Raw genomic sequence first — 23,666 nt, 5'->3', positions numbered from 1 at the left:
AGGCCCGTCAGGCCGCAGCCGTAGCCTTGATGGTGCGGCGGAATTCAACCCGCTGGAAGCATTCGATCTGATCGCCGACCTTGACGTCGTTGTAATCCTTCACGCCGATGCCGCACTCGGTCCCGGCTTCGACCTTCTGGACGTCGTCCTTGAATCGCCGCAGGGACTCCAGAGTGCCCTCGTAGATCACCGTGTTCTCGCGCAACACCCGGATCGGCAAGCTGCGTTGGACCGACCCTTCGATCACCAGGCACCCGGCAATACTGCCCAGCGCCTGACTGCGGAAGACATCGCGAACCTGGGCGATACCGACGATCTGCTCGCGTGTTTCGGTCCCGAGCAGGCCGGACACCGCATCGGAGACGTCGTCGAGAACGTTGTAGATGATCGAGTAGTACCGAACATCGACACCGGTTTCCTGGATACGCTTGCGAGCGCCACCGTCGGCACGGACGTTGAACCCGATAATGATCGCCTTCGAGGCCAGGGCCAGATCGACATCCGACTCGTTGATGCCGCCAATCGCCGACGACAACACATTGACGCGGACTTCCTCGCTCGGGAGCTTGCGCAGCGATTCGGCCAATGCTTCAGCGGAACCCTGCACATCGGCCTTGATCATCAGATTGAGCTGCTTGATCTCGCCCTCACCCATGCGGGCAAGGATCTGATCCATACGCAGCGCCTGGTTCTGCGCCAGTTTCTGCTCACGCATCTTGATTTCGCGCAGGTCGGCGAGTTCGCGGGCCTTGCGCTCGTCCGCGACCACCACGACATCGTCGCCGGCATCGGGAACACCCGAAAGACCCAGAATCTGTACAGGGATCGATGGCCCCGCCGTCTTGACCAGCCGACCGGCTTCGTCAAACAGCGCCCGAACCCGGCCGAAGAACCGCCCGGAAAGCACCACATCGCCCTGATGCAAGGTGCCTGAACGAACCAGCACCGTGGCAACCGGGCCTCGGCCCTTTTCGAGCGAAGCCTCAACCACGGTACCGCGCGCATCGGCCTCGACCGGTGCGCGCAACTCGAGAATCTCGGATTGCACCAGAATCGCATCGAGCAGCGTGTCGACACCTTCACCAGTATGGCTGGAGACCCCGACCATCTGGGTGTCACCGCCCCACTCTTCCGGAATGACCTCTTCCTTTGCCAGGTCATTCTTGACCCGATCAATGTCGGCTTCCGGCTTGTCGATCTTGGTGATCGCCACGACAACCGGTGCGCCGGCCGCCTTGGCATGTTGAATCGCTTCGCGAGTCTGCGGCATCACGCCGTCGTCGGCAGCGACCACCAGGATCACCACGTCCGTGATCTGCGCGCCGCGTGCACGCATGCGGGTGAACGCAGCATGGCCCGGAGTGTCGAGGAAGCTCACCACACCCTTGTCGGTTTCGACATGGTAAGCGCCGATGTGCTGGGTGATCCCCCCGGCCTCACCGGCAGCCACGCGGGTCTTGCGGATGTAGTCCAACAGGCTGGTCTTGCCGTGGTCGACATGACCCATGATCGTGACGACCGGAGGACGCGGCAGCTGTTCGGCGTCGCTGACATCCGCAAAGGCGGCCTGCTCCAGCGACTCCTCGGCGTCCGACGCCTTGACCATATTCACCCGATGGCCCATTTCTTCGACCATCAGGGCAGCGGTATCCTGATCAAGACTCTGGTTGATGGTCGCCATCAGACCGTTCTTCATCATCACCTTGATTAGATCGGTCGCCTTTACCGCCATGCGGTTGGCGAGCTCACCGACGGTGATCACTTCCGGAACTTCAACATCCCGCACCACAGGTGCCGTCGGCCGTTCAAACGTATGCTGATTGTCGACGCGTACACGTCCGCCCGAAGACTTGCGACTCTTCTTGTCGCGCTTGCCGGATTTACCCTCGGCAAGGTGCAGTTCGGTGCGGCCACCCCGATCGGCTGCGCCACGGCGATCTCCACGGCGAGCCGCAGCAGCGGGCGCCGCCGCCGCCGCGGCGGCCGGGGTCACCACCGGCTGCGGGTTGGCGGCCCGCATCTCGGAGGCTCGACGCAGGTTCTCCTCGGCGCGGCGTCGCGACTGCGATGCCTCCCAGCGCTGGCGATACAGTGGGTCGTCGACCAACTGCTTCTCGTGCAGCTCCTTGTCCCTCCGCAGCTTCTCGTCTGCCTCCTGCTGGGCGCGTTCCGCTGCCTCCCTGGCTTCCCGCTCAGCTGTTTCAGCAGCAATCTTGGCCGCAGCCTCAGCAGCAGCATCGGCCTCCGCCTGCCTGGCTGCCGCTTCGCGGGCTTCTCGAGCCTCTGCCGCCGCTGCTTCAGCGGCCTGGCGCGCTTCCTCGACGGCGGCGGTGGTCTCGGCTGAATCGTTCTTGACGATGGTGCGCTTCTTGCGCACCTCGATACTGACCGTCTTGGTCGGGGTCCCGCGGGCGCCGCCCAGCCGAAGCTCGGAGGTTTCCTTCCGCTTCAGGGTGATCCGCCGCTCGCCCGCATCCGACGACGCCGACAACGGCGCGCCTGCAGCGCGTGTTTTTTGTCTCAGGTAGCTGAGCAGGGCCATCTTGTCCTGCGCGGTGATCTCGGTCCCCTCGTCACTCACGGAGACCCCGGCCTCGCGGAACTGGGCCAACAGCTCGTCAACCGAGCGATTCAGTTCGTTGGCAAAATCTCTGACAGTAACCGTCGACATGCAATTCCCGTTCTTCTGCTGTTCCGCGTTCAGGCGTAAACCTTGTCGCGAGCAGCCATGATCAGTTGTGAGGCAAGCGCCTCATCCATTGTGACTTTTTCAAGCAGCTCATCCGTGGCCAGATCTGCCAGATCTTCAGCGGTCACGATGCCTGCCTCCGCCAGTACATAAGCGGTCTCCTCATCCACACCCTCGACCTCCAGGAGATCGTCGGCCGGCTTGACCGATGCCGCCCGCTCGGCGCGGGCGATCGCTTTGGTCAACAGGACGTCCTGAGCGCGGCTTTTCAGCTCCGCCACGATCTGCTCGTCGAACTCTTCGATCTCGAGCATTTCCTCGTCGGGCAGGTAGGCAATTTCCTCCAGCGAGGTAAAACCTTCCTGCACCAGCACCAACGCCACCTCGGCGTCGACGTCCAGCGCCTCCATGAAGGTCTCCTGGATGCTCTGGTTCTCGGTCTCGCGCCGTGCTTCTGCGTCTGCGGCGGTCATGACGTTGAGCGTCCAGCCGGTCAGCTCCGAAGCCAGGCGAACATTCTGTCCACCGCGCCCGATCGCCTGGGCGAGCTTTTCTTCCGACACGCCGATGGTCATGGCATGGGAATCCTCGTCCACCACGATGTTCTCGACTTCGGCGGGCGCCATCGCATTGATGACGAACTGTGCAACGTTCTCATCCCACGGGACGATGTCGACACGTTCTCCGGCGAGTTCGTTGGACACCGCCTGCACCCGCGAACCGCGCATGCCGACGCAGGCGCCAACCGGGTCAATCCGCTTGTCCTTGGCCTGCACTGCAATTTTTGCCCGCAGGCCCGGATCCCGGGCGGCGCCCTTGAGGTCGATCAGGCCCTGCGCAATCTCGGGCACTTCGAGCTTGAACAGCTCCATCAGGTACCGGGGGTCGGTGCGAGAGACGAAAATCTGTGGCCCCCGAATCTGCGGGCTGACCTCAAAAATGTAGCCACGCACCCGATCACCCGGGCGCACCGGCTCGCGCGGGATGACATGCTCGCGTGGAATGATCGCTTCGGCATTGTTGCCAAGGTCCATCACGATGGCGCCGCGTTCAAGGCGCTTGACCATGCCGGTAATCAGTTCGCCGACACGCTCGCGGTAGGCTTCGACCACCATCGCTCGTTCAGCCTCGCGCACTTTCTGCACGATGACCTGCTTGGCCTTCTGGGCACCGATGCGGCCGAAATCGACGGACTCGACACTTTCTTCGATCACATCACCCGGCTCGATATCCGCTTTCTGCTTGCGGGCGTAGGTCAACTTGATCTGACGTTCCGGAAACTCGAAGTCTTCGGAGTCGTCCTCGAACACCGTCCAACGGCGAAAGCTTTCGTATTCGCCGGTCTCCCGATCAATCGCCACCCGGATCTCGGCTTCGTCGCCGTGATGCTCCTTGGTGGCGGATGCCAGCGCTGCCTCCAGCGCCTGGAAGATGATTTCCTTCTCCACACCTTTTTCGTTGGAGACCACATCTACCATCAGCAGAATGTTCTTGTTCATGATTTCGCCAGTTCCCGGTCAAAGTCGGGCACCAGACGGGCCCGCTCGATCTCCGCATAAGACAAGGTAACGCGCCCTTCAGCCGCCGCGATCTCGATTTCCGCATCGGAGGCCGCCACCAGCACACCGAGCCACTTTCGACGGTTGTCGCGCGGGGCAATCAACTGCACCTTCACCTGCTCGCCTATAAAGCGCTGATAGTGCGACGGCGTCACCAGCGGACGATCAAGCCCGGGCGACGACACTTCAAGCTGATATGCCGTGGTAATGGGGTCCTCGACGTCCAGCGTTGCAGCAACCTCGCGGCTGACGCGCTCGCAATCACCCACGGCGATACCACCCGGTGAGTCAATGTAGAGTCGCAGGATCGCAGCGCGGCCGGTCCCCTGGAACTCGAGCAGCACGAGCTCGTATCCAAGACCCTCCACCACAGGTTCCAACAACGTTTGAAGACGCCCTTCCAGCACTCGCGGCACCCACTTCCAAAGCAATAAAAAAGGCCCACGAGGGGCCTGGATCAACCAAATGTTGGTAGCGGGGGCAGGCTACGTAACTCATCTAACACAGACGATCCGTATCCCCCTCTACACAACCCCACCGACAGCGGCTCAACAGGCAGCCACGAATCAAGGGCCGCAGATTGTAGTGGCAAGGGCCCGAAAAGCCAAGCGCTGACGGATGCGAAGCACTCTCATCCCCGCCCGACGAACGGTCATTGCGGGGTGTTGACACTAGCGCGCATCGCGCTATAATCATCGCACAGCACGGCAATTCAGCCAGCGCTGAACCTCGAAAGGAGATGAAGATGAACGACTTGATCCAACTTCCCGAAACCGCCCGCAAAGCTGACTTTGCGACTTTCGTTGATGTCAGCGAAGTGAACGGACTCATCGCTGAAACGAACAGCGGCAAAAAGCACATCACGAAACTTGCCGGTCAAGATCTCGTCGGTAAGCGCGTTGTGAACTTCGTCATGATCCGCGGCGAAGGCACGCGCCGCGCTCACGGCCCGCTGCTGGGCTGGAAGAAGATTGTCACTGACTATGTTGTCGAGGGCGCCGGCGCGGTCTATTCAGTGCAGGGTCAGAGCGTTCAAAATTACTATGTGAAGAAGGCCTGAATCATGATCCCATTCACTTCCGGCCCCTTCACCTATGCCCCCGCATCGCGCGGGGGTGTCATCAACGGAATCCCGAGCCGAAGCTGGTCGGTCAGCTACAGCGCCGCCGAAATCGCATCCCGCGCACTCCCCGACAGCAGCGCGCAGTACGATATCATCGAGGCACTAGCCGATTGCGTTGCAAAGTGGACTCAGTCTGCCGCTGCTGAGCATGCTCCGGACCGCATTGATCTGATCGACGCTGAGACCGGCGATGCGATCGCGGCCATCTGCAGCGACAAAATGCTGGGAATGACGCCAGGCCTCATAGATGATCGCTCGCGCTATTGGCTTCGCTCAAAAGACCTTCGATACTCGCGAGCTGTCACGCTCACTCAATTTGCCGAGATAGCCGCCGAAGGCATTGCCCCGGCGCTGTCCTGGGTTGCCGGACTTTTGCCCGATGAAATCTTGAGTGATGACCCCTCGAATTGGCGCCCCCCCACTTCGTGGGAGCTTCGGCATGTTGTTGGCGAAGGCTCTCTCACGCGCGTAAGTGGTGCCCGTGCGGCGGCTCTGGTCGGCGTGACGCCGCAAAACTTTCGCAAGTACACAGCGCGGGACGGCGCGTCGACGCGGCAGAGCATGAGTTTTGCAATGTGGCATCTGCTGCTGCACAAGCTGGGCGTCAAGAACGCCAGGGCCAGCGCATGAAACTCGAACTCGACAAGATGACCGATGTCGATCTAGCGTCACTGATCTCGGCAGCAATGGCTGAATGGGCGCTCCGGCGCCCGCATGTCGCTGACACAGAAGTCATTACCCGCGTTCCGGCAAAGCCGAAGTCTATCGTTGTGCATGAACCGAGCGAGGCAGAGAAGGACTTCGTGCTAAGGCTCAAAACGAAGATCAAGAGCGGAACGTACGTCAAAGCATCAGAGCGACAAGCTGCCGCCGAAATCACGGCGAGATATCCTGCATGGGCGAAGCTGCAAAAGCTACCGACAACACCCAGCGCTGGCGACTGGAAGCGCGCGGCCGCTTACTACGGGTTCACAGCCGCATCGGAAAAGTGATACCGTTGCCATACTGCCGAAAAGGCAGCTCAGGAAATCTAGGTGGCCCTGATGTTCGTAAACTGCCGCAAAGGCAGCTCAGGAAATGTCTCGCTTCCTCTTGTAGTTACTGCCGAAGAGGCAGAAGCCCGCTCCGGCGGGCTTTTTTGCGCTCGGCAGCCAGAGGGCGTCCGCATCGCCGCCGAGCGGTCCACACGCGATGAGCGGTAGCGGCCGCATAAACGTCCGTCTGATACTGCGCATCATCCAGCGCATGGACAGCTATCCCGACGCAACTCTGGCCGAGCACCTGCGCGCGCTCGGGTGCAGCCGCGCGACGCTCTATCGCCAGATCATTGCGGCCCGGGAGGAACTCGGCGTTGATATCGAGTACACGCAAAGCGGCGGTGGAGCGATACGCTCATGGGGCATCCTCAACCCCGCCGCTGTCGCCTCACGCCGCTGACCGCTCAACCCCTACCGCCCACCTTCATACCGCGCCCTATCCCCCGGGTGCCCCGCGAACAGGGCATCGGTGCGGGCGCGCAGGTCTGTCACGTCGGCCTCGAGCCGTTCGAAGCGCTGCAGGTACACCGCGCGGTCGGCGCGGGCATCGGCGCGCAGGCCGGCCACAGCGTCTCGCAGGCCATCGGTGGCCTGCACCTGGTCGGCCTGCAGGGTCACCAGCCGTTCGGTGTTGTCACTGCTGCTGTAAAGCGCGGGGCCAAACAAGGCGGCCAGGGCTATCAGCGTCATCACCCCCCGCACGCTGAACAGGTAGAAGACGATGATCAGCGGCGCGCTCCACGCGCCCAGCTTCGCGCTGGCACGCTCGATCAGCTGCGACTCCCAGTCCTGCAAGGGCGTTACTTTTTCGTCAGTGCCGGCGCTCATGACCGCCCTCCGTTTTCCAGCAGCTTGTCCAACCGGTTCAGAATTGCCGCGTTCTGTGCGGCCTGGCGTTCGTCTGCCATTTGCTGCTGGCGCACCAGCCGGGTCTGCACCTCAGTGAGGCGGTCGACGGACTCGGTCAGGTCATCCACCGCGCGCTCCAGCTGCGGCACCTTTTCGATCTTGCGCAGCTTGTCGTCGGCCCATGTCACGCTGAACCACAGCGCGCCTGCCACCGTGGCCAAGGCCGTCAGCGTGGTCTTCCACCGCTCGATACCGGGCATGGCCATGGCTCAGTCCTTCCGCATGGCCGCCGTAATTGTCGGCGCAATCTTTTCCGCGCTGCGGCCCACCACGTACCCGCCCAGGCCAATCTGCAATAGCGACCACGCCTCGCCTGCCAGGCGAAACGCCAGTAGGCCCATGGCATCCGCCACCACCAGGCCGAGAAAGGTCAGCATCGTGATCGGCCGCCAGCTTCTTTGCAGCCAGCTCTGCCCCTGCGCCTCGGCGCGGATGATGCCGGCCTTGGCATCCATCAGCTTGCCCTCATACGCCAGCAGCTGCTCACCGGCGCGCAGCTGTATTTCCACCAGCGCCGCGCGGGCCTTCAGCTTTTCGTCCTCGCTGGTGTGCAGCTCGTCCACCAGCTTCGTCACCGGCGCCACAATCTGGCCCAGCAGGTTGAAGATCGGGTTCATATCAGTGCCCTCCCATCTGGGCTGCCACGCGGTGGTGCAGCCAGCCGAACAGAAAGCGCTCGTCCTTTTCACGACGCGCCGCCAGGTCAACGTAGTAGGCGCCCTGCAGGCAGTTCAGGGCCGCGTGCAGCACCGTCTCTCCGTCTGCCCCGCGGCGCTGCAGGTAGGCGGCCAGGCTCGCCGCCGTCATCGGGCCGCACTGGCCGTCCTCCGCCATGTCCGGGTACCAGGTGCCGCCGTTGTTCATGCCGTTGAGCACCCGCTGCAGCCACCCCACCGCCCGCGCCGGGCCCACGTTCACGCCGCTGTCCATCACCTCAGCAGCGATGCGCATACTGTGCTGGCCCAGCCGGTGCAGTCCTGGCCCGTGGTAGTAGCGCTGGCGGTAAACCTCCACCGCCTCCGCCCGCGTCAGCGCCGCCACCTCTGCGGGCGTTACCGGCCGGCCACGGTGGGCGGCCAAGGCCTTCTGCGTCACCCCCCACTTGGTAGGGCCGCCGCTGTCGGCGGGGTCATCGGTGTAGGCCTCACCCTCGGCCCGCAGAATGTCGTCGATGATGCCGTCTACCGTAACCATCACAGCAACACCGCCGCCAGCAGCAGCAAGGCCACCAGCCCCAGCACAACAGGCAGGCAGCCACCGCGGTCATCCCGCACCGCACGCACGGCATTACGGGCCAGCGCGCGGGCGCGCGCCAACAGGTTGCGAATCAACATGGTTGGTTGCCTCCAGGCACAAAAAAGCCCGCACGGGGCGGGCTTGGTGGTTTGGGGGTTGTGCTATTCGATGTCGGGCTCGGGCGCAGGCGGAATATCCTGCACCGGCAATTCCCGCAGCACGTCATGCACTTCGGCAAATGCAGGCATATCCAAAACCTGCACGCCCAATACGTAGCAATCCAAGTCCGCACGATAAGCCGGCTCAAGAATCGCCCGCCCGTAATTTCCGCGCACGGATTCCGCTTGCTCTGCCGTCAGAATAATTGCGTTCATGCGACAGCCCCCTTCAATGTCTGAATCGCGTTATAGAGGGCGAGTTGACCGGCGTCGCCGAGTGATGCGCCAAAGGATGCAGAATAAATAGAAGCTGCACCGGGTAGCGTTGTTGTCCCGAGCAGCCGAGGCTTACTCGACTCAATAAAACTAGAGACGTAGGCTTGCGTCGACGTGGCGGCACCGTCAACGTAGCGCGTTGCATTCCCGCTGTCGGGCCTGTCTATAGCGAGGTACCCCGACAGCGGGAATGCGGGGGAGGTCATGCTAGATGCGACGTTTATGCGATTGACCACGCCACCTGCCTGGACGAGCGAAGTTGATGAGCCGGCTGTCATACCGAGTGCAAATGCCGGGGATGGGCTAGACGATACCCCGCAGGTCAGTGACGCAGAATTTAGAGCATAGTTACCGAGATCAGCGTAGTTGGCATGAGTCCAATCCACCGACGCCGCAACCCCATCCCCCGCAAACCCGACCCCCGGCGTAAACGTCGGCCCATTGACAGGCGCCCATTGCTGCAAGGCAATCAAGTCCATCAGCGCCACGCCTTCCGAATGCGCAGGGTTTGACGACTCAAGGAAAAAGCACGGCAGCAAATCCAGCGACGCGTAAATGCCCGCACTGATAAGCGAGCTGTAGAACGTGTCAACCGCCGCAATGTGAGGCGCTGTCGGATGATCCAGCCCGGCAGTCGTCAACGCAGCCAACCACGCCTCGGTTTGGGGTAGCAGCGAGGCGCCGCCGCCTGCCGCGCGGCGCACAGCAATATCCCCCGGCGCCAGCGATAGCCCGAGCATCATTACCAGTACACCAGCACGTCGCAGGTGGTGGATGCCGACAGCGCCTTGAAGGTGCCCGGCATCCACTCCCCTGCGGTCACCGGCACCGTGGCTTCATTGCCGGCGTAGCTGGTGGCCACAAGGTTGCCGTCGGTGAGGATCTTGAAGCCGCCGACCGGGCCCTTGTTGGGGCTCACGCCGTTAAAGGTGCGGGCGTTGCCGGCGGCGACCACCTCCCAGTCGACAATGCCCATGTTGCGGTTGGTGGCGCCCTTCAGCCGTAGGCCGCGGATCTCTTCTGCGCTCTGTGCCATGTCGGTGCTCCTGTGTTGCGGCGGTGGTGGTGGCGGCGCCCGCTTAAACCGGGGCCGTCCAGGTCAGGCTGCTCAGCTCCACCGTCTGGCCGCTGGCAATGCTGGTGTTGTCGATCTCGACATCACCGCCGCCGCCAGTGGCGGTAACCGTGCCGTCGATCACCACGCCGTTGTCTTTGTCGCGGATCTCGAAGGTGTCGGTGGTGCCGGTGGCGCTGGCGGTATTGGAAAGCGGCGTGCCGGCCAGGGTGATCACGCCCGATGCGGCCGCGCCAAATGCCGGGTCCTGCAGCACGATGCTGACGAGGTCAGTCGGGCCGCCAGATGCGATGAGCACGAAGTCACCCGAGGCATCGGCGCTGCCGGTGTTCACCTGCGCATCAACTGCATCAGCCATCGCGTTGCGGGCGGCGTTGCTGTGTGAAATAGCCATGTCGTGTTACCTCCAGTCAGGGGTCAGGTTCAGGAAACAGCCGCGTTAATCGGCGGCGCGTTGGGCACATCGCCCAAAATGGTGATGAGGCCCTCGGCCTCCCACTGCGGCAGCTTGCTGCGCAGGTCTGCGTACAGCGCACCATCGCGGCAGGTGTAGTTCTTGCCGGCGATGTAGCTGTTGTCTTTGTCGTTCACCTTGGCGGTGAAGGTGGTTTTTGGGGTGAATGCTTTTGCCATGGGGTTGCTCCTATGCTTCGGTGATTTCGAATAGAACTGCGAACCGCTCTTCTTCCACCCCGGGGTCAATCTCCCAGGTAATGGTGGAATCGTTGGTGTAGTCGCTGGCCGGCGTGAACTGGCATTGCGACTTGACGATGGAGCCGGGAAGCCCACCCGGCAGCGGGCCGCCGCTGTCCGCGTCGTCGTTCCAGCCGGCAATGCCTGCATACAGCCCTTCAGACTGCGGCGAGAACTTGACGATGATGGATACCAGGGCAATGGCATCCGCCTGCTTGGTGAAGCCCGCCATGTCGATGTTGTTGCCATCGCCGAAGGACGTGAATTCGCCCTTGCTGGCCACAGCTGCCCCGGCCGGCACGCCGCGGAAGAAGTACATGGCAGCGGCGCCCGTTTCCAACGTAAAGGTGGCGCTGGTATCACCGGCCTGCATGAGCCGGTACCAGGCCTTGGTGCGGTTGCCGGTAACGAACGTCCAGGCAAAGCTGTCCAGTTCGGTGTAGCCAGCCGAAATAGTTGGCGCTGTCGAATTGGTGTGGGTGGCAACCACCAGCGCCAGGTCACCCGGCTGCACGCCGCCCGGTATGCTCACGCTGCCATTGCCATCGCGCCCCGCGCGGGCAACGAACTCGAGCTGCCACGATGTAGTTGCCGCGCCGGCCAGCGTGGCCGCTGCGGCCTGCAGCGCACCTGCCGCCGTGGGCGTGGCATCTGCCAGCGCGCCCGCCATCTGCGCAGCACCGGCCGCCAAAGCGCCCTGCGCGGTCGCCACAGCCGCCACTGCGCCGTCAACACTGGCAGGGCCGGCAGACAGCGTGCCGGCAGCTGCTGCCGCCACCGCCCCGGCAGCGCCAAGCGTGGCGGGGCCAGCCGTCAGGCTGCCGGTTGCCGCCGGCAGCGCCGCACTGTTGCCCTGCAGCTGCGCAGCGGCTGCCACCAGCGTGCCGCTCGCGGTGGCAATGGCATCAATCGATCCATCTACCACCGCCGCCCCTGCCGAGAGCGCACCGGCCATCTGCGCGCCGCCACTGGCATCACCCGCCACCACCGCCGGGCCAGCGGCAAGCGCGCCGGTGGCGGCTTGCCGGGCAACGGCGGTGCCGCTCACTGCTGCCGGCGCTGCCACCAGCGCGCCCGTCACGCCACCCACTGCCAACGCATTACCGGCAAGGGTTGCGGGGCCAGCCACCAGCGCGGCGGCTGCGGTGTTGCCCACTGCGGCGGCAGCGGTCACGCTGGCCGGGGCTGCAGCCAGTGGGCCGGTCAAGCGAATACCGCCCACGTCACCGTTGAACACCGCGGGCCCTGCAGCCATGGCGCCGGCGGCGGTAACGCGCACGCTTGCGCTGCCATCGGCAACCGCTGCCGCTGCCGTCAACCCCCCCGCTGCCACCACCCGGGCATCACCACTGCCAGATACGCTGGCAGGGCCTGCTGTGAGCATGCCGGCCACTGCCTGCCGCGCTGTGGCGCTGGCGGTAATGCTGGCGGGGCCGGCGGCGAGCGTGCCGGCCAGGCGCAGCAGCACGTCGGCACTGCCCATCAAGGTGGGGGCGGCGGCCTGCAGCGCGCCGCTGGCCATGGGGCTGACGTAACGCGCATCCCCCGCCACCGCAGCAGGGCCTGCCTGCAGGGCGCCGGCGGCGGCGGCCCGGGCATCGGCTGCGGCGGTGATGCTGGCGGCCGCTGCCGTCAGCACTGCCGAAAACGACACCGTGGTGCCGGGCAACACCGCCGGCAGCCGCACGCTGAACAGCGCCGCTGCCCGCATGATCACCGTGGTGCGAAACATCGGGGCGCTCACGGCTGGATGAACACCGCGCCGTAGGCCACCGCGTAGGTCTCGGCGCCGAAGGTCACATCCAGCGTGTAGTAGTAGCCGCTCACCCAGGTGGTAAAGGCGGCGGCGGTAATGGTGAGCGCAATCTCGTCATCGAGCACTGCCAGCGCCACGCCGGCGTCGCTGCTGCTATCGAATATCAGGTTACCGTCGGGCGCGTCATACACGCGCAGCCGCGGGGTGTAGGTGGTCAGGTCTGCCGGCGTGCAGTCGGGCTGCAGCACGGTAAACGTGGCGTGGTAGTCGTAGCCCTGCAGCAGCACCAGGTTGCGGCGCGCCACCGCCTGCACCGGCACGGGCGCCTCCACCAGAAACGCCTGCAGGGTCACATTGGGCGCATCCGGGAACACGGCGTAGCCCTGCAGCAGGGTGGTGCCATCGTCCGCGCTCACTGCCTGCACTACGTAGTGGCTTTCCCGCTCGCCGGCGGTGTTCGGCCACAGCGTGCAGGTGGCAACGCCGTTGGCATCTGCCACTGCAGTTTGCCGCAGCGGTATCACCACGCCGGCGTCGATCTCTACGGTGCTCAGCACGTAGGTAATGCGGGCGCCCACGGCGGGGCTGCCACCCTGCTCGTAGAGCTGGGCGGTTACGGTGATGGTGTCGAGCATGGTGTCCTCAGTCTGACGACAGCACGGCGCCCAGCCGCTCGCCGGTGTTCGTCCACGTGATGTTTGAATTCCAGATGACGGCAGGGCCGGCGGCACCGCCGGTGCCAGATGCATCGAACGACGATCCGTTATTGCCTGCAGTTGCAGGCGCACCGCCAGCGCCACTAACGCCTGCACCCGCCCCATCGGCGTTACCGCTGCCACCAGCCGTTCGCGTTCCGGCAGATCCAGGGAAAGCGCAACCAGCAGTGCCGCCGGCGCCGGGCACATCACCCGCACCACCGCCGCCACCCACCAGCCCACCAATGCCTACCGCACCGCCACCGCCGCCACCGCCGCCCCAGATCTGCCCCTGGTTGTCGAACGTTACGTCGGCGCCCTCCGCGCTCAGCGCAACTTGCCCAGGGGTGCCGTTGATGCCGCCGCTTTCGCCGCCCGGGCCGCCCCTGCCCTGTATGCGCCCGTAGTTGGTAATGGTTATGGGCTGGCCGCCGGGCCACGTGCCCACTTCAAACGCTGCCGGGCGGCTCCCAAGCCCGATGTAGATAGCCGTGCCACCAATGACCACCCCGGGGCTGACGATGCACTCGATTACCTCGCTGCCGGTGGGTGGGGCATAGATCGAGTCATGCGCGTCACGCAGGTTGAAGTCGCGCACATCACTGCCAATGATGATCTGCCGCACGCCCCCGTCATCCGGCGCCACGTAGGCAAACTGCTCGGTTTCGTATTCGTACAGGTTGTTGCGCTCGCGTGCGCTCATCACCTGCATCGTGCTATTCGCGGGCGCGCCGCTGGGGCCCTGCACGTAGCGGGTGGCGGCGCGGAATACGTCACCGGTCCACAGCTCGGCGGCGCGGGCATCCAGCTTGAACGCCAGCGCTTTCGGAATCTCGGCATAGCGGGCGTTTACCTGCGCGGCCAGGTCTGCTGCGGCAGGCTGGTTGAATTCGTTGATCCACCGCGAATAGATGATCTTGATGGCTGGCTGACCGAACTTCTGATTTCCCTGCGCATCTTCATTCTTCAGCACGTACAGCCGCTTGAAGTTTCGGTACTCATCGATCTTTTCCGTGGGGTCGATCTGCCCGAAATACACCCACGTCTGGCTCACGCGCTGGTCGGGCTCGTCACCCGGCTGCACGCTGCCGGCGATGAACTGGGCATCGTCGGTGAGCTGCGGTGCTTCGGGGTCTGGCGCCTTGATGGCGCGGAACCGCACTTGCTGAAAGCGCTCATCCCACCACACGTAGAACGGCACCTGCTCCACCAACTCGCTGATGAGCTTGTTGACGCCCACCGGCGCGGTGATGAGCGCGCCGTACAGCCGCTGCAGAAACGCGCTGGTTTCGTTGTCCCAGTCGGTCTTGGGTATCAGCCCGGCGGGCACCATGGCGTACTCGGTGAGCAGGTCATACACGATGTCCTGCACCGACTCGCTGGCGTATTCCAGGCACAGCTGCACGGTATCGTCCGCGCTGTGGCTTTCGGCCACGGTGCCGGCCTGGCCGCGCGTGAGGGTGAGCACGTCTGCACTGCGGGTGAAGGCGCACACCTCGCGGCCGATACGCACCTTGCCGCTGGCGGGGTATTCATCGTTGCCGATGCCGCTGGGGTTCAGCGTGGCGCTGGTGTCGTCGTCATCAATCGCTGCCAACAGACGGCCGGTGCTGGGGCGCGGGGCTTGCGATCGGTCATCGTCAGCCAGCTTGAGCACGTCCTTTGCGGTAATGCGCACGGCGCCGCTGGCATCCGGCCCTTCCACCTTTTCGATGATGTAGTGGCGGGCCTGAAAGTTGGCGGCATCAAACTGGCCGGTCTGCGTCAGGTAGCCGCTGTACCACCGCAGCGAGCGCCCCAGGTAGTACGGCCAGCGCGCGAGGAACTTGCCGCAGAAGCTGCCCTGCCGCATCGGGTCATATGCGCGGTCGGCCACGTAGGGGTCAAACCCGCGGTCGTGGTGCGGGGCATCGCGCAGTGTCACCACCAGCTCTGCCCGCCGGCCCAGCCCCTTGCCGGGCTCGATACGGCTGGGGGATGACGAAACCGAATCCAGCAGCGGTAGCGCATCGATGCCGCGCGGCATGTCGCCGGTGGCCTGGCACAGCCGCACAGTGGCGGTGGCAAGGTCGATGTTGTCCGGGTCCTGGCAGGTGGCGCGGCCGTTGTAGCAGCGGTCTGCCCCCGTCACACCCAGCGATGCCGTGCACGGCGCCGTGCCGTAGGTGAGCTGGCACAGGTCGTAGTCCCACTCCACAAAGTGAAATGGCCGACGCGTAAAGCGCTGGCGTTCGCCGTCCCAGGTCACCGCACCAGGCCCTCCATGGTGATGCTGGCGTTCAGCAGATCCGCGCTGGTGTAGCTGATGCGGCTGCTGCCCAAGCTGCCGTATACCGTCTCGCTGTGGTCTTCACTCCACTTGAAGAAGAACGGGCTCAGCTGCATCTGCTCCACCATGGGCTGCCACACCGCATCAACCCACGCGCGGGTGGCGTTGTTCTGCGGTATCTCGCAGCTCATCGTCTGCGCCACAATGTTGGTGCCCAGCACCTGGCCGCCCACGGTAAAGGGGTTGCTGCGCTCCACCGCCTCGTTGCCGCGCAGCGGCGGCGTCCACGAAAGCGGCATGCCGCGCTGCAGCTCGGTGAGCATGCCAATGTGGGCCACGGCAATGCGGTACGGCGCCGGTGCATCCACATACAAGCGCCACTCGCTGCCGGAGTGGGTGGAGGTAAACGGCACCAGCAACGGCGCGTTGCTCGTCACCGGGTACATGAACAGGGCACCAGTAAAGCCGCCGCCATTGGCAAAGCCCGCCCCGACCGACCCGCCCACATCAGCGAGGTTGTGGCCGGCAATGGCCAGGTAGTTCGCCTGCCGCGCCTCACCCAGCGCCACTGTGACCGAATGCGAAGATCCCGAGGTGGGCGTCCAGTAGTCATACGTCAGCCCGTCCACCAGGTTCTGCACCGTGCCCGGGCTCGCGGCCGTGCTCAGCGCGCCCTGCGTGAGCAGGTTGTCCAGCCCGATCACCGGCAGCACTAGTTGCCCCCCGCAAATGCCACGCGCAGGCCGCCTACGCCCCCGCCGTCCTTGAAGAGGTCAGACAAGCCCTGGGCCATGCTGATCACCTCATCCCGATGAAACCGCGTGCGGTCGCTATCGAGCATCAGCGTCACCTGCTGCTGCGGGCGTTGCTCTTCTTGCTGGATGGGTGCCACCGGGGTTGCCGGGGTGGTCGCCTGGCTGGGCGCCACACCACCGCCGAACTGGGTGTTCTTGATGGCATTGACCTGCGCCATACCGGCCGCCAGCTGGATGCCAGCCATGATGCCGCTGATGGGGGGCGGGTACTCTGCGAGCGCTTTGGTTACCCCTTGCGCCGTGTTCACCACCGCATTGGCAATAGCAGCGACCTTGTTGATCTTGAACATGGTCTTGCTGCTGTTGGCCACGCCGGCGGTCATGTCTGTCAGCGCGCCGGCCACTGTTTCTACCTGCGCGCCCCAGCTGCTTTCGTTGAACTTCTCCAGGGCCGTCAGGTTTTTCTTGCGGATATCCTCCATCCGCTTCAGGTGCTGCTCGTAGAGCTGCTCCTTCAACAGATCGCGCTCGCCCTCGTATTCGAACATGGTGGCGTCGGCGGCTTGCAGCGCGGCCAGCCGTTCCTGGTAGCGCTGGTATTCGATCTCGCCTTCGGTGGCGGTGGCGTCGCGTACCATTTGCAGGCGCTCTTCGATGCGCTGGCGCTCGCGCTCCAGGGCCTTCTTCGCCTTGTCGTCGGTAGGCGTGCCACCACCGCCACCATCGAGCGCTGTCGACCGCGCAGCCGCAATCTCCCGCGCGCGCGCCTCGGCATCCGCAGCGATCTTCTCCATCGCAGCGCGAATCTGATCACTGGGCAACGGCTGCATCAGCAGCGCGTTCAATTCCGCCACGGCCTCCAGCGTCCCGCCATACGCCTTCTGCGCAAGCTGCTCCCAGGCGGTGCTCATGTCGAGCATTTCCTGCAGCGGCACGTCCCATGGTGAGATCGCGTTCACGGCCTTGAGCGTGCGGTTGACGCCCTTGAGTATCGTGTTCAGCACGGCCTCAGCGGCCATGCCAAATGTCTGCAGCAACTGCATCGTGCCGGTCATCGTGCTGCGGCCGACAATCTCGATGCCCTTCCACACCACCTTGATGCCATGCAGGCCGTCGGCAAACAGACCGACCGCATTCACGCCGAGGTCCATCGCAAACTGAATCTCGTTGCGGAAGCCGCCGGTTTGTGCAACGAGGGCAGCCATCTTGTTGCTTGCTGCCGCCATCCCAGGCGCCAGCGCAAGGGCTAGCTGATTTCCAATGCCCTTGATGCTGTCGGCAGAGCGTGCGCCGGCATCACTCACCTGCTCGAGCTTGGCTGCTTCAACCCGCGTCAGCGCCAGGCCAAGAGCCTCGGCCTCGGCCTGCGCCTCGTTCAGTCCCTCTGCGCCCCGCGCCAGGGTGTTGACTAGCGCCACGCCCTCGCTGTCGAACAGCTTGAAGCTGAGCCGCACCTTCTGGCCCTGCCCCTCAATCTGCGACATGGACTCGGCAATGGCGCGGAACTGCTGGTCTGGTGCCATGCGCGCCAGCGCCTGCGCATCCAGCCCCAGTTCCTTGATGGCGTCCTTCGCCTCGCCGGTTCCGTGCGCGGCCTCGGCTACTCGGCGCGTCATGCGCTGCATCGCCATGTCCAGTGTGTTGCTCGCAACGCCGGACCGCTCTGCCGCAACACGCAAGCCAGCCAGGCGCTCGGTCGCAATGCCCAGCTTGTCGCCGGCCTTGGCGAGCGCATCACCGGAGGCGATGGCGCTCTTGGTCAACAGGCCAAATCCCGCGATACCGGAGATGCTGACGATCTTGCTGCCCAACAGCGAGAAACCCTTGCGTGCCTGGTCTGCGCTGCGCTGCATGCTGCTGGAAGCATCGCGGGAACTGCGCTTGGCCTTTTCGTTGCCGCTGACGAGGCCCTGAATATCCGTGCCCCACAGCACCATCAACTTGCCAATGGTGGCCATCAGCGCACCTCACCACCGCAAGCGGCAGTAATCATCTTGGCCATGTTGAGCATCTCCGAAACGGGCTGCGCACGGCGGCGCCCCCACTTGAGCTGGTAGTCACGAATGCGCCCAGCGCGTTGTCCACGCCGGCGTTTCAGGTTTTGCATGTGGGCCTGCAGGGAGGCCATGAGCACGTCGCCGCGCTCGTCCCCGATGGGGCTGATGCGGTCAAACGCCATCCACTCGCTCAGCTCTGCGCTGGTGATCTCGCGCAGCAGCTGTTCAACGGTTTTGCCGAGCCTCAGTGCGAGTCGGAAGTAGAACTGCCGCTGAGGTCGGCGCTGGAGTTTCCCTCCAGGTCGTCAATGTCGTTCGGGCCGATCTTGTTGACCTTGCAGGCCGCATCAAACACGCGGTCGAGTGCGGCGCCGCTCTTCTTACCCAGGGCCTCGATGTCGCCCTCGCCGAACAGGCGGTTGCCGTCGGCATCCACCATGCAGCGGGCAGTGATGCGCGCCCGCAGGTTGACGGCGGGCTCGCCCCGCTGGCGGCTCTGGTAGGACTCGAACTCGAAACAGTCCCGCGCCTCACCACTCATGATCGCCACCAGCACGGTGCCACCCCACTCGGGCACTTCCACTTCTACCGGCTTGCGGTCATCGGCGCCGAGGATGTCGGCCTTGGTCAATACGCTCATGAGCCGCTCGCCGCCAGAGTGGGCTTGCCGGTGATCTTGATGGTGATGGACTGGGTAACCTTGTCCTCCATCGTGATCGGCGTCTCCAAACCGGTGACGAAGCCCTTGAAGCTCCACTGCCAGGTGTCGTCGTCCGAGAACGTGATGCGGTAGTCCACCGCTGCGTTGGCTTCGTAGTCGGTCATCAGCGACTGGTGGGTGGTGTTGGCCGGGTTGTAGATGAGCGTGAAGCTCACCTCGCCAGCATCCCGCATGGCGCCGATGAATTCCTTGTAGCGATCGGTGCTCTTGAGGTGGGTGACATCCGAGGTCTCCCGCGAAAGCGAAGGCGGGTTGATCTCGGTGACCCGGGCAATCTCGGCGTACACAAGCGGGCTGCCAACGCCCCGCTCAAAGATGCTGCCGTAACCAATAAATGCGGTGTCCGCCATGTCATGTCTCCAGGTAGTGGACTGTGAACTCGGTGTTGCTGCGGTACTGCCGGTATTCCGGCTCCGCGTCGTAAAACTCACGCAGGCTTTCGAAGAAGAAGGCCTGAATCTGTACGCCCGGCATCGGCGTGCCGCGGTAGCCGGACAGCACGGCCTGCACGGCATCGCGTGCGGTGCGCACGGCGCTGTGCGTGTTGCCGTATATGTCGAGCCAGAAGCGGCCCATCTGCAGGCCGACCGGGCCGCGTAGGTGGTAGTCCACCGGGCCGCCGATGCGCTGGTAGACGATGGTGGTTTTCGTGCGCAGCTCGGCATCCTGTGCCGGCGTGCGCGTCATGCGGTTTGGGTAAACGCCGCCCGGGCAGGCGGCCATTACGGCGGCGTTACCGGTGAGCAGCAGGTGCAGTGCGCTCTCCGGCTGCAACCCGGTCGGCGGTGGTGGGCAGTTGTGCGGCATGGCTCAGCGCCGGCTCTTGCTCTTCTTGCCAAGGGCATTGGCCTGGCGCTCGAGCCCTTCCAGCGCACGCTGTTTGAAAAGCTTGGCGGCCTCGCCTTTCTTATCGTTGTAGGCGTCAGTCATAAACCGCAGCGCGGGGCCCTCGCCCACGTACTTGCCGTTGGGCTGGTAGCGCGGCTGCGTGCCGAACTCCAGCAGGTGAGCATGTGGGGCGCGTGCGTGTATCACGGTCATGATCCGCTTCATCTGGTAGGTGCGCTGCCGCTGGGCAAAGCCACCGATCAGCCGCCCGGTTTTCTTGCTGGTGCGCGCCTTGGCGTTGGCCTTGCTCTCGCGGCGGATGATGTTGGCGCTGGCGCGGTTGGCGGCGCGCAGTTCCTTTTTCACCAGCTTGTCGGGCAGCGCCGCGATGGCGGCTTCAAGTTCCTTGAGGCCGGTCACGCGGGCGTGCTCGCCCTTCATGCGGGCCATCAGCGCGGCACCCGTGCCACTTCGGCGCGCGCGCGGGTCAGCACTTCGTACCCGGCGCGGCGGCCCATTTCGAGCACGCTGATGATGTCGTAGCGCCGGCCTTCATGGCGCAGCTCGCACAGTGGGTTCAGGTCCGGCCGCCAGCGGATGATCCACCGGCTGTCGACATCCGCCGCCAGCTGCTGGCCGGCCCAACGCTCGTTGCCGCTGACATCGAGCTTGCGCGCCCATACGGCGGCATACAGCTCTGGCCCGTATGTCTCTTCGCCGGTGTCGAGGCGCTGGGGGACCATGCGGTAGAGCGTGATGCGCCGGTCAAGCTGGCCGGCATCAATCAGCTGCATCGCGCTTCACGATTGAGCAGCAGCGCACTACGTTCACCAGTTGGTCCACCCGGTCGGGCGTTACCCACACAAAGTGGTGCTGTTTGACCTTGCCCTCGACAGGGCTGACGAAGTTGCACAGCGCCCGCAGTTGCACTTTCGCCGGCGCTGCCGCTTCGGCGGGGGCGGGGGCGTCTTTGGTTACTCGGGCCATAGTCGGTGAGTCCACATGAGGTATTCGGCGCCCTCGGGGATACGCGCCACGGTGGTGCCGGTGACCACCTCGCCGCGGAACCGGTAGAGGTCTCCCAGCGTCAGCAAGATGGCGTCCTTCACCCAGGTGGGCTGCTCATCGCGGCTGCCGAAGCCGGCGGTGAAGTTCACGCGCACGGCGTTGAGGGTTTCGTACTGCGTGCTGGGCCAGCACTTGCCGGCGGCGGGCGCAATACGGGCGGGTTCGGTGAGGGTGTCAACCTGGTAGTCGGCCGGCGGCAGCGTCTGCTGCACGCCGTTGGTGTCGACATAGGTGATGGACTCCACCGCCTGCAGCCGGCCGATTGGCAGCCGGATGCAGGCGGGGAACCGGTCCAGCCCCATGGTGTAGGTGGTGGTCACAAACGCCCGCCGGCAGAAGTGCTCGCACTTGCTGCGGGCCGTGCCGATGAGCCGCTTGACGAGGTCATCATCCGGGTGCGGCAGCGGCTGGCCGGGCGTGACATCGCCGTAGTCATCAATCCGCAGATGCACCTTGGCCTCGCCGAGCGATACCGGCTCGTTCGCGGGCGGGGTGACCACCACCAGGTTCACGGGGTGGCGCCTCCGCCGGTGGTGTCGTCGCCGTCACCGCCGGTCAGGGTGTCGTCACCCTCACCGCCAGCGGTGGTGTCATCACCATCGCCCGCGTTCACGGTGTCGTCAGCACCACCACCATTGCCGGTGTCATTTCCGGTGGCGGCCTTCTTCTTCGGCGCCTTGGTGGGCTTGGGGGGCACCACCGGCGTGGGGTGCAGCAGGCCGCGGGCAATCAGGTCTGCGGCATCTTCAGCGGTGGGCGGCGTGTACTCACCGCTCAACACTGCGCGCCCCAGGCTGCGGCTGAAGAAACCCGCCTTCACGTTGTAGGTTTTGCTCATTCGATGTCAGGGGGCGTTACCGCCCCCTGCCTCGGTTCAGGGGCTGAAGCGCAGGTCACCACGCACGACCGACACGCCCGCCACAACGGTGCCGTCAGACGCCGTCACGGTGGCACCCACATGGGTGAAGCCATTGGCCAGGTCCATGTCCTCGGCCATGGCCTCGGCAACGCCGGAGAGCGCGGCGCCGCCGGTGGGGGCGGTGACCACAACGGGGTCACCCAGGGCCTTGCTGGCAGTGCCGCCGGCATCGGTGGCCTGCACCAGCTGCACGGTGAGGGTTTCGGTCTGCGCGATGGTGCCGGTGACACAGTGCGCCAGCACGCGTCGGGCGCCACTCATGTCGACGTAGGCCGGGGTGGTGTACGGGGTGCTGATGTCGGCCGACACACCGCCGAGTGCAAAGCTCAGGGCTTCGCTGATCTTGTGAGACATCACAATCTCCTTTTCAAACAGGGGGAGCCGGGCGGCGGGGTTACCACCGCCCGGTGCATCAGGGCAGGGCTTAGCCGCCGCTCGGCAGGTCAAGCACCAGGAACGGCGACACCTCGTAACCACCCTCCTGCTTGAAGGGCGCAGTGAGCCAGGGCTGGCCGTCGGTGTTCCAGGTGATCTTGATCGAGGTGCGGTTGTTCTCGAAGTCACCCGTGGCCTTGCCGGCCTCGACGAACGGCCCGGAGCCATCCTTGATGAGGTAGTAGCTCAGGTCGGCCAGGATGAGGTCACCGGCACCGCCCAGCAGCGGGCTGCGCTCGTTGTACATCACCGGGTAGCCGGCCAAGGTGCCGGGATAGCCAGCCGCAGCGTTGGGCGACCACAGGCGGCGGCCTTCGCCATCCACCAGCCCCTGCAGCTGCGGCAGGATGCTCTGCGAGCCGATCCACAGCGGCGAGCCGCCACGCATGAGGATGCGCGCCATCATCGCGTCGATGTCGGCAATGAGGATCTTCGAGGCCTGCTCGCGGTTCACCTTGTAGGCCGCACCAGCCATGCGCAGGCCCAGCGGCTTGCCCACACCGTTGGCGTTGAGAAAAGCGTGGTCCTCAGCGGCGCTGACAGCACCGCGCAGCTGGCCTTCGACAAAGCTGCCGCTGGCCTGCCAGTTGCGCAAAAGCTTGTCGGTGAGGGTGATATAGCCGCTCACTTCATGCGGCTGCAGCTTGATCTGCCGCAGCTTGGCATCGCTCTTGGTCTTGGTGCCGCCCTCTTCGGTCCAGTCCACCCGCACGCCGCCGTAGACGTTATCCGGCGTTGCGCCGGTCTGATCCATGGCAGGGATGGTGATGGCGGAGTCCGGCGGGCTGCCGGCGGGGATGACGGTGGCACGCGGCCGCACGATGGACTGCTGCGGGTTGACCGACATGATGTCGCTGCGGAACTGCTCCGGCACGGCGAAGCCGCCGGCAGTGCCGGTGCCCATTTCCATGTCGCCACGGCGTTCGTGGTAGAGGTTGGCGAGCCGCTCATCACCCGGGTTGAACGCGGCTGCCGAGAGGAACTCGGCGACGTTCTCGAAGCTCTTGCGCGGGCCGGGGGCATTGGCACCCGGTGCGCTGGCAAGGGCTGCACGCAGCGCGACGGAATCATCCGGGGCGTCGGCGGCGGCTTCCATGGCCTCCAGCTTCTGCCGGGCGGCGATGGTGGCGGCGAGCTTCTCGACTTCTTTTTCCTTGGCGGCGTAGTCGGCCTGCTCTTCGTCGGTGAAGTCGCGATCTTCTTCGGCGAGCTTGTCGACCATGCCGCGCATGGCGGTGAGGATGGAACCGCGCTTTTCCTTCAGCGCCTGCACGGTGAAGCCGAGCGCGCCAATACCCACCAGCTGGGCAATGGCATCCGGTGTGAGAGCAGGGAAGTTGAGCGCGTCAGCGGCCAGCGCCACGGTGGGCGCACCCAGCGCGGCACTGAACGCCACTGCAACGGCGAACAATGCAAACAGTGTATTGCGGAACATGGAGTGTCTCCGTGAATGCTGGCCGGCGAAGGC

Annotated in this window: 33 protein-coding genes; 4 read left to right on the top strand and 29 right to left on the bottom strand. The window is 64.7% G+C overall.

The features are described 5' to 3' along the window. Positions 1 to 7 precede the first annotated feature (7 nt). Genes infB through rimP form a run of 3 tightly spaced genes read right to left on the bottom strand, consistent with a single transcriptional unit; the run spans position 8 to position 4,616 of the window. A complete protein-coding gene (gene infB, locus JN531_RS12370; RefSeq protein ID WP_228349167.1) occupies positions 8 to 2,671 on the bottom strand; it encodes a translation initiation factor IF-2 in 2,664 nt (887 codons plus the stop codon). A 29-nt stretch (positions 2,672 to 2,700) separates the two neighbouring features. Further along, positions 2,701 to 4,188: a transcription termination factor NusA gene (nusA, locus tag JN531_RS12365; protein WP_228349166.1), complete on the bottom strand. Its 1,488-nt coding sequence runs from the start codon at positions 4,186 to 4,188 to the stop codon at positions 2,701 to 2,703. Further along, positions 4,185 to 4,616, bottom strand: a complete 432-nt coding sequence (rimP, locus tag JN531_RS12360; RefSeq protein WP_239795299.1) for a ribosome maturation factor RimP — start codon at positions 4,614 to 4,616, stop codon at positions 4,185 to 4,187. The genes nusA and rimP overlap by 4 nt, the downstream gene beginning before the upstream one ends. A 377-nt stretch (positions 4,617 to 4,993) precedes the next feature. On the opposite strand from rimP, the gene JN531_RS12355 reads away from it, so the two are divergent. The 4 genes from JN531_RS12355 to JN531_RS12340 all read left to right on the top strand — a co-directional run bounded on the left by JN531_RS12355 (position 4,994) and on the right by JN531_RS12340 (position 6,808). Continuing rightward, positions 4,994 to 5,308, top strand: coding sequence for a hypothetical protein (locus JN531_RS12355; protein ID WP_228349165.1), 315 nt, complete (start codon positions 4,994 to 4,996; stop codon positions 5,306 to 5,308). A 3-nt stretch (positions 5,309 to 5,311) separates the two neighbouring features. Further along, a complete protein-coding gene (locus JN531_RS12350; protein ID WP_228349164.1) occupies positions 5,312 to 6,001 on the top strand; it encodes a hypothetical protein in 690 nt (229 codons plus the stop codon). Beyond that, positions 5,998 to 6,363 carry a hypothetical protein gene (locus tag JN531_RS12345; RefSeq protein ID WP_228349163.1) on the top strand — a complete coding sequence of 122 codons (366 nt, stop codon included), beginning with the start codon at positions 5,998 to 6,000 and terminating at the stop codon, positions 6,361 to 6,363. Before JN531_RS12350 ends, JN531_RS12345 begins: the two co-directional genes overlap by 4 nt. Positions 6,364 to 6,562: 199 nt before the next feature. Then, a complete protein-coding gene (locus JN531_RS12340; protein WP_228349162.1) occupies positions 6,563 to 6,808 on the top strand; it encodes a hypothetical protein in 246 nt (81 codons plus the stop codon). Between the two features lie 11 nt (positions 6,809 to 6,819). On the opposite strand, the gene JN531_RS12335 is transcribed toward JN531_RS12340, so the two are convergent. From JN531_RS12335 to JN531_RS12210, 26 genes are all read right to left on the bottom strand, one after another. Next, complete coding sequence (locus tag JN531_RS12335; RefSeq protein ID WP_228349161.1) at positions 6,820 to 7,236, bottom strand: hypothetical protein; 417 nt, start codon at positions 7,234 to 7,236, stop codon at positions 6,820 to 6,822. Continuing rightward, positions 7,233 to 7,523: a hypothetical protein gene (locus tag JN531_RS12330; RefSeq protein ID WP_228349160.1), complete on the bottom strand. Its 291-nt coding sequence runs from the start codon at positions 7,521 to 7,523 to the stop codon at positions 7,233 to 7,235. The genes JN531_RS12335 and JN531_RS12330 overlap by 4 nt, the downstream gene beginning before the upstream one ends. A 3-nt stretch (positions 7,524 to 7,526) precedes the next feature. Further along, positions 7,527 to 7,934, bottom strand: coding sequence for a 3TM-type holin (locus tag JN531_RS12325; RefSeq protein ID WP_228349159.1), 408 nt, complete (start codon positions 7,932 to 7,934; stop codon positions 7,527 to 7,529). A gap of 1 nt (position 7,935) precedes the next feature. Then, positions 7,936 to 8,511 carry a glycoside hydrolase family 108 protein gene (locus JN531_RS12320; RefSeq protein ID WP_228349158.1) on the bottom strand — a complete coding sequence of 192 codons (576 nt, stop codon included), beginning with the start codon at positions 8,509 to 8,511 and terminating at the stop codon, positions 7,936 to 7,938. Continuing rightward, positions 8,511 to 8,651 (bottom strand): hypothetical protein, encoded by a 141-nt coding sequence (locus JN531_RS12315; protein ID WP_228349157.1) that lies wholly within the window; start codon positions 8,649 to 8,651, stop codon positions 8,511 to 8,513. The genes JN531_RS12320 and JN531_RS12315 overlap by 1 nt, the downstream gene beginning before the upstream one ends. A 63-nt stretch (positions 8,652 to 8,714) precedes the next feature. After that, complete coding sequence (locus tag JN531_RS12310; protein WP_228349156.1) at positions 8,715 to 8,927, bottom strand: hypothetical protein; 213 nt, start codon at positions 8,925 to 8,927, stop codon at positions 8,715 to 8,717. After that, on the bottom strand, positions 8,924 to 9,730 hold the full coding sequence (locus JN531_RS12305) for a hypothetical protein (RefSeq protein WP_228349155.1): 807 nt from the start codon (positions 9,728 to 9,730) through the stop codon (positions 8,924 to 8,926). Before JN531_RS12305 ends, JN531_RS12310 begins: the two co-directional genes overlap by 4 nt. Further along, positions 9,730 to 10,023 (bottom strand): hypothetical protein, encoded by a 294-nt coding sequence (locus tag JN531_RS12300; RefSeq protein WP_228349154.1) that lies wholly within the window; start codon positions 10,021 to 10,023, stop codon positions 9,730 to 9,732. Before JN531_RS12300 ends, JN531_RS12305 begins: the two co-directional genes overlap by 1 nt. 43 nt (positions 10,024 to 10,066) lie before the next feature. Then, positions 10,067 to 10,456, bottom strand: a complete 390-nt coding sequence (locus tag JN531_RS12295; protein WP_228349153.1) for a hypothetical protein — start codon at positions 10,454 to 10,456, stop codon at positions 10,067 to 10,069. Positions 10,457 to 10,485: 29 nt separating this feature from the next. Then, positions 10,486 to 10,695, bottom strand: coding sequence for a hypothetical protein (locus JN531_RS12290; protein ID WP_228349152.1), 210 nt, complete (start codon positions 10,693 to 10,695; stop codon positions 10,486 to 10,488). Between the two features lie 10 nt (positions 10,696 to 10,705). Beyond that, a complete protein-coding gene (locus JN531_RS12285) occupies positions 10,706 to 12,487 on the bottom strand; it encodes a hypothetical protein (RefSeq protein ID WP_228349151.1) in 1,782 nt (593 codons plus the stop codon). 8 nt (positions 12,488 to 12,495) lie between these two features. Next, the gene (locus JN531_RS12280; RefSeq protein ID WP_228349150.1) at positions 12,496 to 13,146 is read right to left on the bottom strand and encodes an Ig-like domain-containing protein; all 651 of its coding nucleotides are present in this window, start codon (positions 13,144 to 13,146) and stop codon (positions 12,496 to 12,498) included. Between the two features lie 7 nt (positions 13,147 to 13,153). Further along, a complete protein-coding gene (locus JN531_RS12275; protein ID WP_228350007.1) occupies positions 13,154 to 15,454 on the bottom strand; it encodes a hypothetical protein in 2,301 nt (766 codons plus the stop codon). Then, positions 15,451 to 16,188, bottom strand: a complete 738-nt coding sequence (locus tag JN531_RS12270) for a hypothetical protein (protein WP_228349149.1) — start codon at positions 16,186 to 16,188, stop codon at positions 15,451 to 15,453. Before JN531_RS12270 ends, JN531_RS12275 begins: the two co-directional genes overlap by 4 nt. Beyond that, positions 16,188 to 18,188, bottom strand: coding sequence for a hypothetical protein (locus JN531_RS12265; protein ID WP_228349148.1), 2,001 nt, complete (start codon positions 18,186 to 18,188; stop codon positions 16,188 to 16,190). Before JN531_RS12265 ends, JN531_RS12270 begins: the two co-directional genes overlap by 1 nt. Beyond that, positions 18,188 to 18,421: a phage tail assembly protein T gene (locus JN531_RS12260; RefSeq protein ID WP_436233316.1), complete on the bottom strand. Its 234-nt coding sequence runs from the start codon at positions 18,419 to 18,421 to the stop codon at positions 18,188 to 18,190. The genes JN531_RS12265 and JN531_RS12260 overlap by 1 nt, the downstream gene beginning before the upstream one ends. A 50-nt stretch (positions 18,422 to 18,471) precedes the next feature. Beyond that, on the bottom strand, positions 18,472 to 18,867 hold the full coding sequence (locus tag JN531_RS12255) for a hypothetical protein (RefSeq protein ID WP_228349146.1): 396 nt from the start codon (positions 18,865 to 18,867) through the stop codon (positions 18,472 to 18,474). After that, a complete protein-coding gene (locus JN531_RS12250) occupies positions 18,864 to 19,298 on the bottom strand; it encodes a phage tail tube protein (protein WP_228349145.1) in 435 nt (144 codons plus the stop codon). Before JN531_RS12250 ends, JN531_RS12255 begins: the two co-directional genes overlap by 4 nt. A gap of 1 nt (position 19,299) precedes the next feature. Continuing rightward, entirely contained in the window at positions 19,300 to 19,755 is a 456-nt protein-coding gene (locus JN531_RS12245; RefSeq protein ID WP_228349144.1) for a gp17 family tail completion protein, read from the bottom strand. 3 nt (positions 19,756 to 19,758) lie between these two features. Next, complete coding sequence (locus JN531_RS12240; RefSeq protein ID WP_228349143.1) at positions 19,759 to 20,226, bottom strand: HK97-gp10 family putative phage morphogenesis protein; 468 nt, start codon at positions 20,224 to 20,226, stop codon at positions 19,759 to 19,761. Beyond that, positions 20,226 to 20,570, bottom strand: coding sequence for a phage head closure protein (locus tag JN531_RS12235; RefSeq protein WP_228349142.1), 345 nt, complete (start codon positions 20,568 to 20,570; stop codon positions 20,226 to 20,228). The genes JN531_RS12240 and JN531_RS12235 overlap by 1 nt, the downstream gene beginning before the upstream one ends. Continuing rightward, complete coding sequence (locus JN531_RS12230; protein ID WP_228349141.1) at positions 20,557 to 20,763, bottom strand: hypothetical protein; 207 nt, start codon at positions 20,761 to 20,763, stop codon at positions 20,557 to 20,559. The genes JN531_RS12235 and JN531_RS12230 overlap by 14 nt, the downstream gene beginning before the upstream one ends. Then, positions 20,751 to 21,356 (bottom strand): head-tail connector protein, encoded by a 606-nt coding sequence (locus tag JN531_RS12225; protein ID WP_228349140.1) that lies wholly within the window; start codon positions 21,354 to 21,356, stop codon positions 20,751 to 20,753. The genes JN531_RS12230 and JN531_RS12225 overlap by 13 nt, the downstream gene beginning before the upstream one ends. Continuing rightward, entirely contained in the window at positions 21,353 to 21,682 is a 330-nt protein-coding gene (locus tag JN531_RS12220; RefSeq protein WP_228349139.1) for a hypothetical protein, read from the bottom strand. The genes JN531_RS12225 and JN531_RS12220 overlap by 4 nt, the downstream gene beginning before the upstream one ends. Before the next feature lie 36 nt (positions 21,683 to 21,718). After that, the gene (locus tag JN531_RS12215; RefSeq protein ID WP_228349138.1) at positions 21,719 to 22,117 is read right to left on the bottom strand and encodes a hypothetical protein; all 399 of its coding nucleotides are present in this window, start codon (positions 22,115 to 22,117) and stop codon (positions 21,719 to 21,721) included. A gap of 70 nt (positions 22,118 to 22,187) precedes the next feature. Further along, positions 22,188 to 23,633: a phage major capsid protein gene (locus tag JN531_RS12210; RefSeq protein WP_228349137.1), complete on the bottom strand. Its 1,446-nt coding sequence runs from the start codon at positions 23,631 to 23,633 to the stop codon at positions 22,188 to 22,190. Between the last annotated feature and the right edge of the window lie 33 nt (positions 23,634 to 23,666).

The organism is Flagellatimonas centrodinii, from assembly GCF_016918765.2.
GTDB classification, from domain to species: domain Bacteria; phylum Pseudomonadota; class Gammaproteobacteria; order Nevskiales; family Nevskiaceae; genus Polycyclovorans; species Polycyclovorans centrodinii.
This window is presented reverse-complemented; position numbering and strand designations above follow the sequence as displayed.

What these genes read in the sequence shown, in the direction of transcription:
- JN531_RS12295 (WP_228349153.1), bottom strand. Translation starts at nt 10,456, where the DNA reads ATGGCTATTTCACACAGCAACGCCGCCCGCAACGCGATGGCTGATGCA.
- JN531_RS12310 (WP_228349156.1), bottom strand. Translation starts at nt 8,927, where the DNA reads ATGAACGCAATTATTCTGACGGCAGAGCAAGCGGAATCCGTGCGCGGA.
- JN531_RS12345 (WP_228349163.1), top strand. Translation starts at nt 5,998, where the DNA reads ATGAAACTCGAACTCGACAAGATGACCGATGTCGATCTAGCGTCACTG.
- nusA (WP_228349166.1), bottom strand. Translation starts at nt 4,188, where the DNA reads ATGAACAAGAACATTCTGCTGATGGTAGATGTGGTCTCCAACGAAAAA.
- infB (WP_228349167.1), bottom strand. Translation starts at nt 2,671, where the DNA reads ATGTCGACGGTTACTGTCAGAGATTTTGCCAACGAACTGAATCGCTCG.
- JN531_RS12320 (WP_228349158.1), bottom strand. Translation starts at nt 8,511, where the DNA reads ATGGTTACGGTAGACGGCATCATCGACGACATTCTGCGGGCCGAGGGT.
- JN531_RS12355 (WP_228349165.1), top strand. Translation starts at nt 4,994, where the DNA reads ATGAACGACTTGATCCAACTTCCCGAAACCGCCCGCAAAGCTGACTTT.
- JN531_RS12305 (WP_228349155.1), bottom strand. Translation starts at nt 9,730, where the DNA reads ATGATGCTCGGGCTATCGCTGGCGCCGGGGGATATTGCTGTGCGCCGC.
- JN531_RS12285 (WP_228349151.1), bottom strand. Translation starts at nt 12,487, where the DNA reads ATGTTTCGCACCACGGTGATCATGCGGGCAGCGGCGCTGTTCAGCGTG.
- JN531_RS12330 (WP_228349160.1), bottom strand. Translation starts at nt 7,523, where the DNA reads ATGGCCATGCCCGGTATCGAGCGGTGGAAGACCACGCTGACGGCCTTG.
- JN531_RS12250 (WP_228349145.1), bottom strand. Translation starts at nt 19,298, where the DNA reads ATGGCGGACACCGCATTTATTGGTTACGGCAGCATCTTTGAGCGGGGC.
- JN531_RS12255 (WP_228349146.1), bottom strand. Translation starts at nt 18,867, where the DNA reads ATGAGCGTATTGACCAAGGCCGACATCCTCGGCGCCGATGACCGCAAG.
- JN531_RS12350 (WP_228349164.1), top strand. Translation starts at nt 5,312, where the DNA reads ATGATCCCATTCACTTCCGGCCCCTTCACCTATGCCCCCGCATCGCGC.
- JN531_RS12230 (WP_228349141.1), bottom strand. Translation starts at nt 20,763, where the DNA reads ATGGCCCGAGTAACCAAAGACGCCCCCGCCCCCGCCGAAGCGGCAGCG.
- JN531_RS12240 (WP_228349143.1), bottom strand. Translation starts at nt 20,226, where the DNA reads ATGGCCCGCATGAAGGGCGAGCACGCCCGCGTGACCGGCCTCAAGGAA.
- JN531_RS12220 (WP_228349139.1), bottom strand. Translation starts at nt 21,682, where the DNA reads ATGAGCAAAACCTACAACGTGAAGGCGGGTTTCTTCAGCCGCAGCCTG.
- JN531_RS12280 (WP_228349150.1), bottom strand. Translation starts at nt 13,146, where the DNA reads ATGCTCGACACCATCACCGTAACCGCCCAGCTCTACGAGCAGGGTGGC.
- JN531_RS12325 (WP_228349159.1), bottom strand. Translation starts at nt 7,934, where the DNA reads ATGAACCCGATCTTCAACCTGCTGGGCCAGATTGTGGCGCCGGTGACG.
- JN531_RS12235 (WP_228349142.1), bottom strand. Translation starts at nt 20,570, where the DNA reads ATGCAGCTGATTGATGCCGGCCAGCTTGACCGGCGCATCACGCTCTAC.
- JN531_RS12265 (WP_228349148.1), bottom strand. Translation starts at nt 18,188, where the DNA reads ATGGCCACCATTGGCAAGTTGATGGTGCTGTGGGGCACGGATATTCAG.
- JN531_RS12300 (WP_228349154.1), bottom strand. Translation starts at nt 10,023, where the DNA reads ATGGCACAGAGCGCAGAAGAGATCCGCGGCCTACGGCTGAAGGGCGCC.
- JN531_RS12335 (WP_228349161.1), bottom strand. Translation starts at nt 7,236, where the DNA reads ATGAGCGCCGGCACTGACGAAAAAGTAACGCCCTTGCAGGACTGGGAG.
- JN531_RS12315 (WP_228349157.1), bottom strand. Translation starts at nt 8,651, where the DNA reads ATGTTGATTCGCAACCTGTTGGCGCGCGCCCGCGCGCTGGCCCGTAAT.
- JN531_RS12340 (WP_228349162.1), top strand. Translation starts at nt 6,563, where the DNA reads ATGAGCGGTAGCGGCCGCATAAACGTCCGTCTGATACTGCGCATCATC.
- JN531_RS12215 (WP_228349138.1), bottom strand. Translation starts at nt 22,117, where the DNA reads ATGTCTCACAAGATCAGCGAAGCCCTGAGCTTTGCACTCGGCGGTGTG.
- JN531_RS12245 (WP_228349144.1), bottom strand. Translation starts at nt 19,755, where the DNA reads ATGCCGCACAACTGCCCACCACCGCCGACCGGGTTGCAGCCGGAGAGC.
- JN531_RS12290 (WP_228349152.1), bottom strand. Translation starts at nt 10,695, where the DNA reads ATGGCAAAAGCATTCACCCCAAAAACCACCTTCACCGCCAAGGTGAAC.
- JN531_RS12210 (WP_228349137.1), bottom strand. Translation starts at nt 23,633, where the DNA reads ATGTTCCGCAATACACTGTTTGCATTGTTCGCCGTTGCAGTGGCGTTC.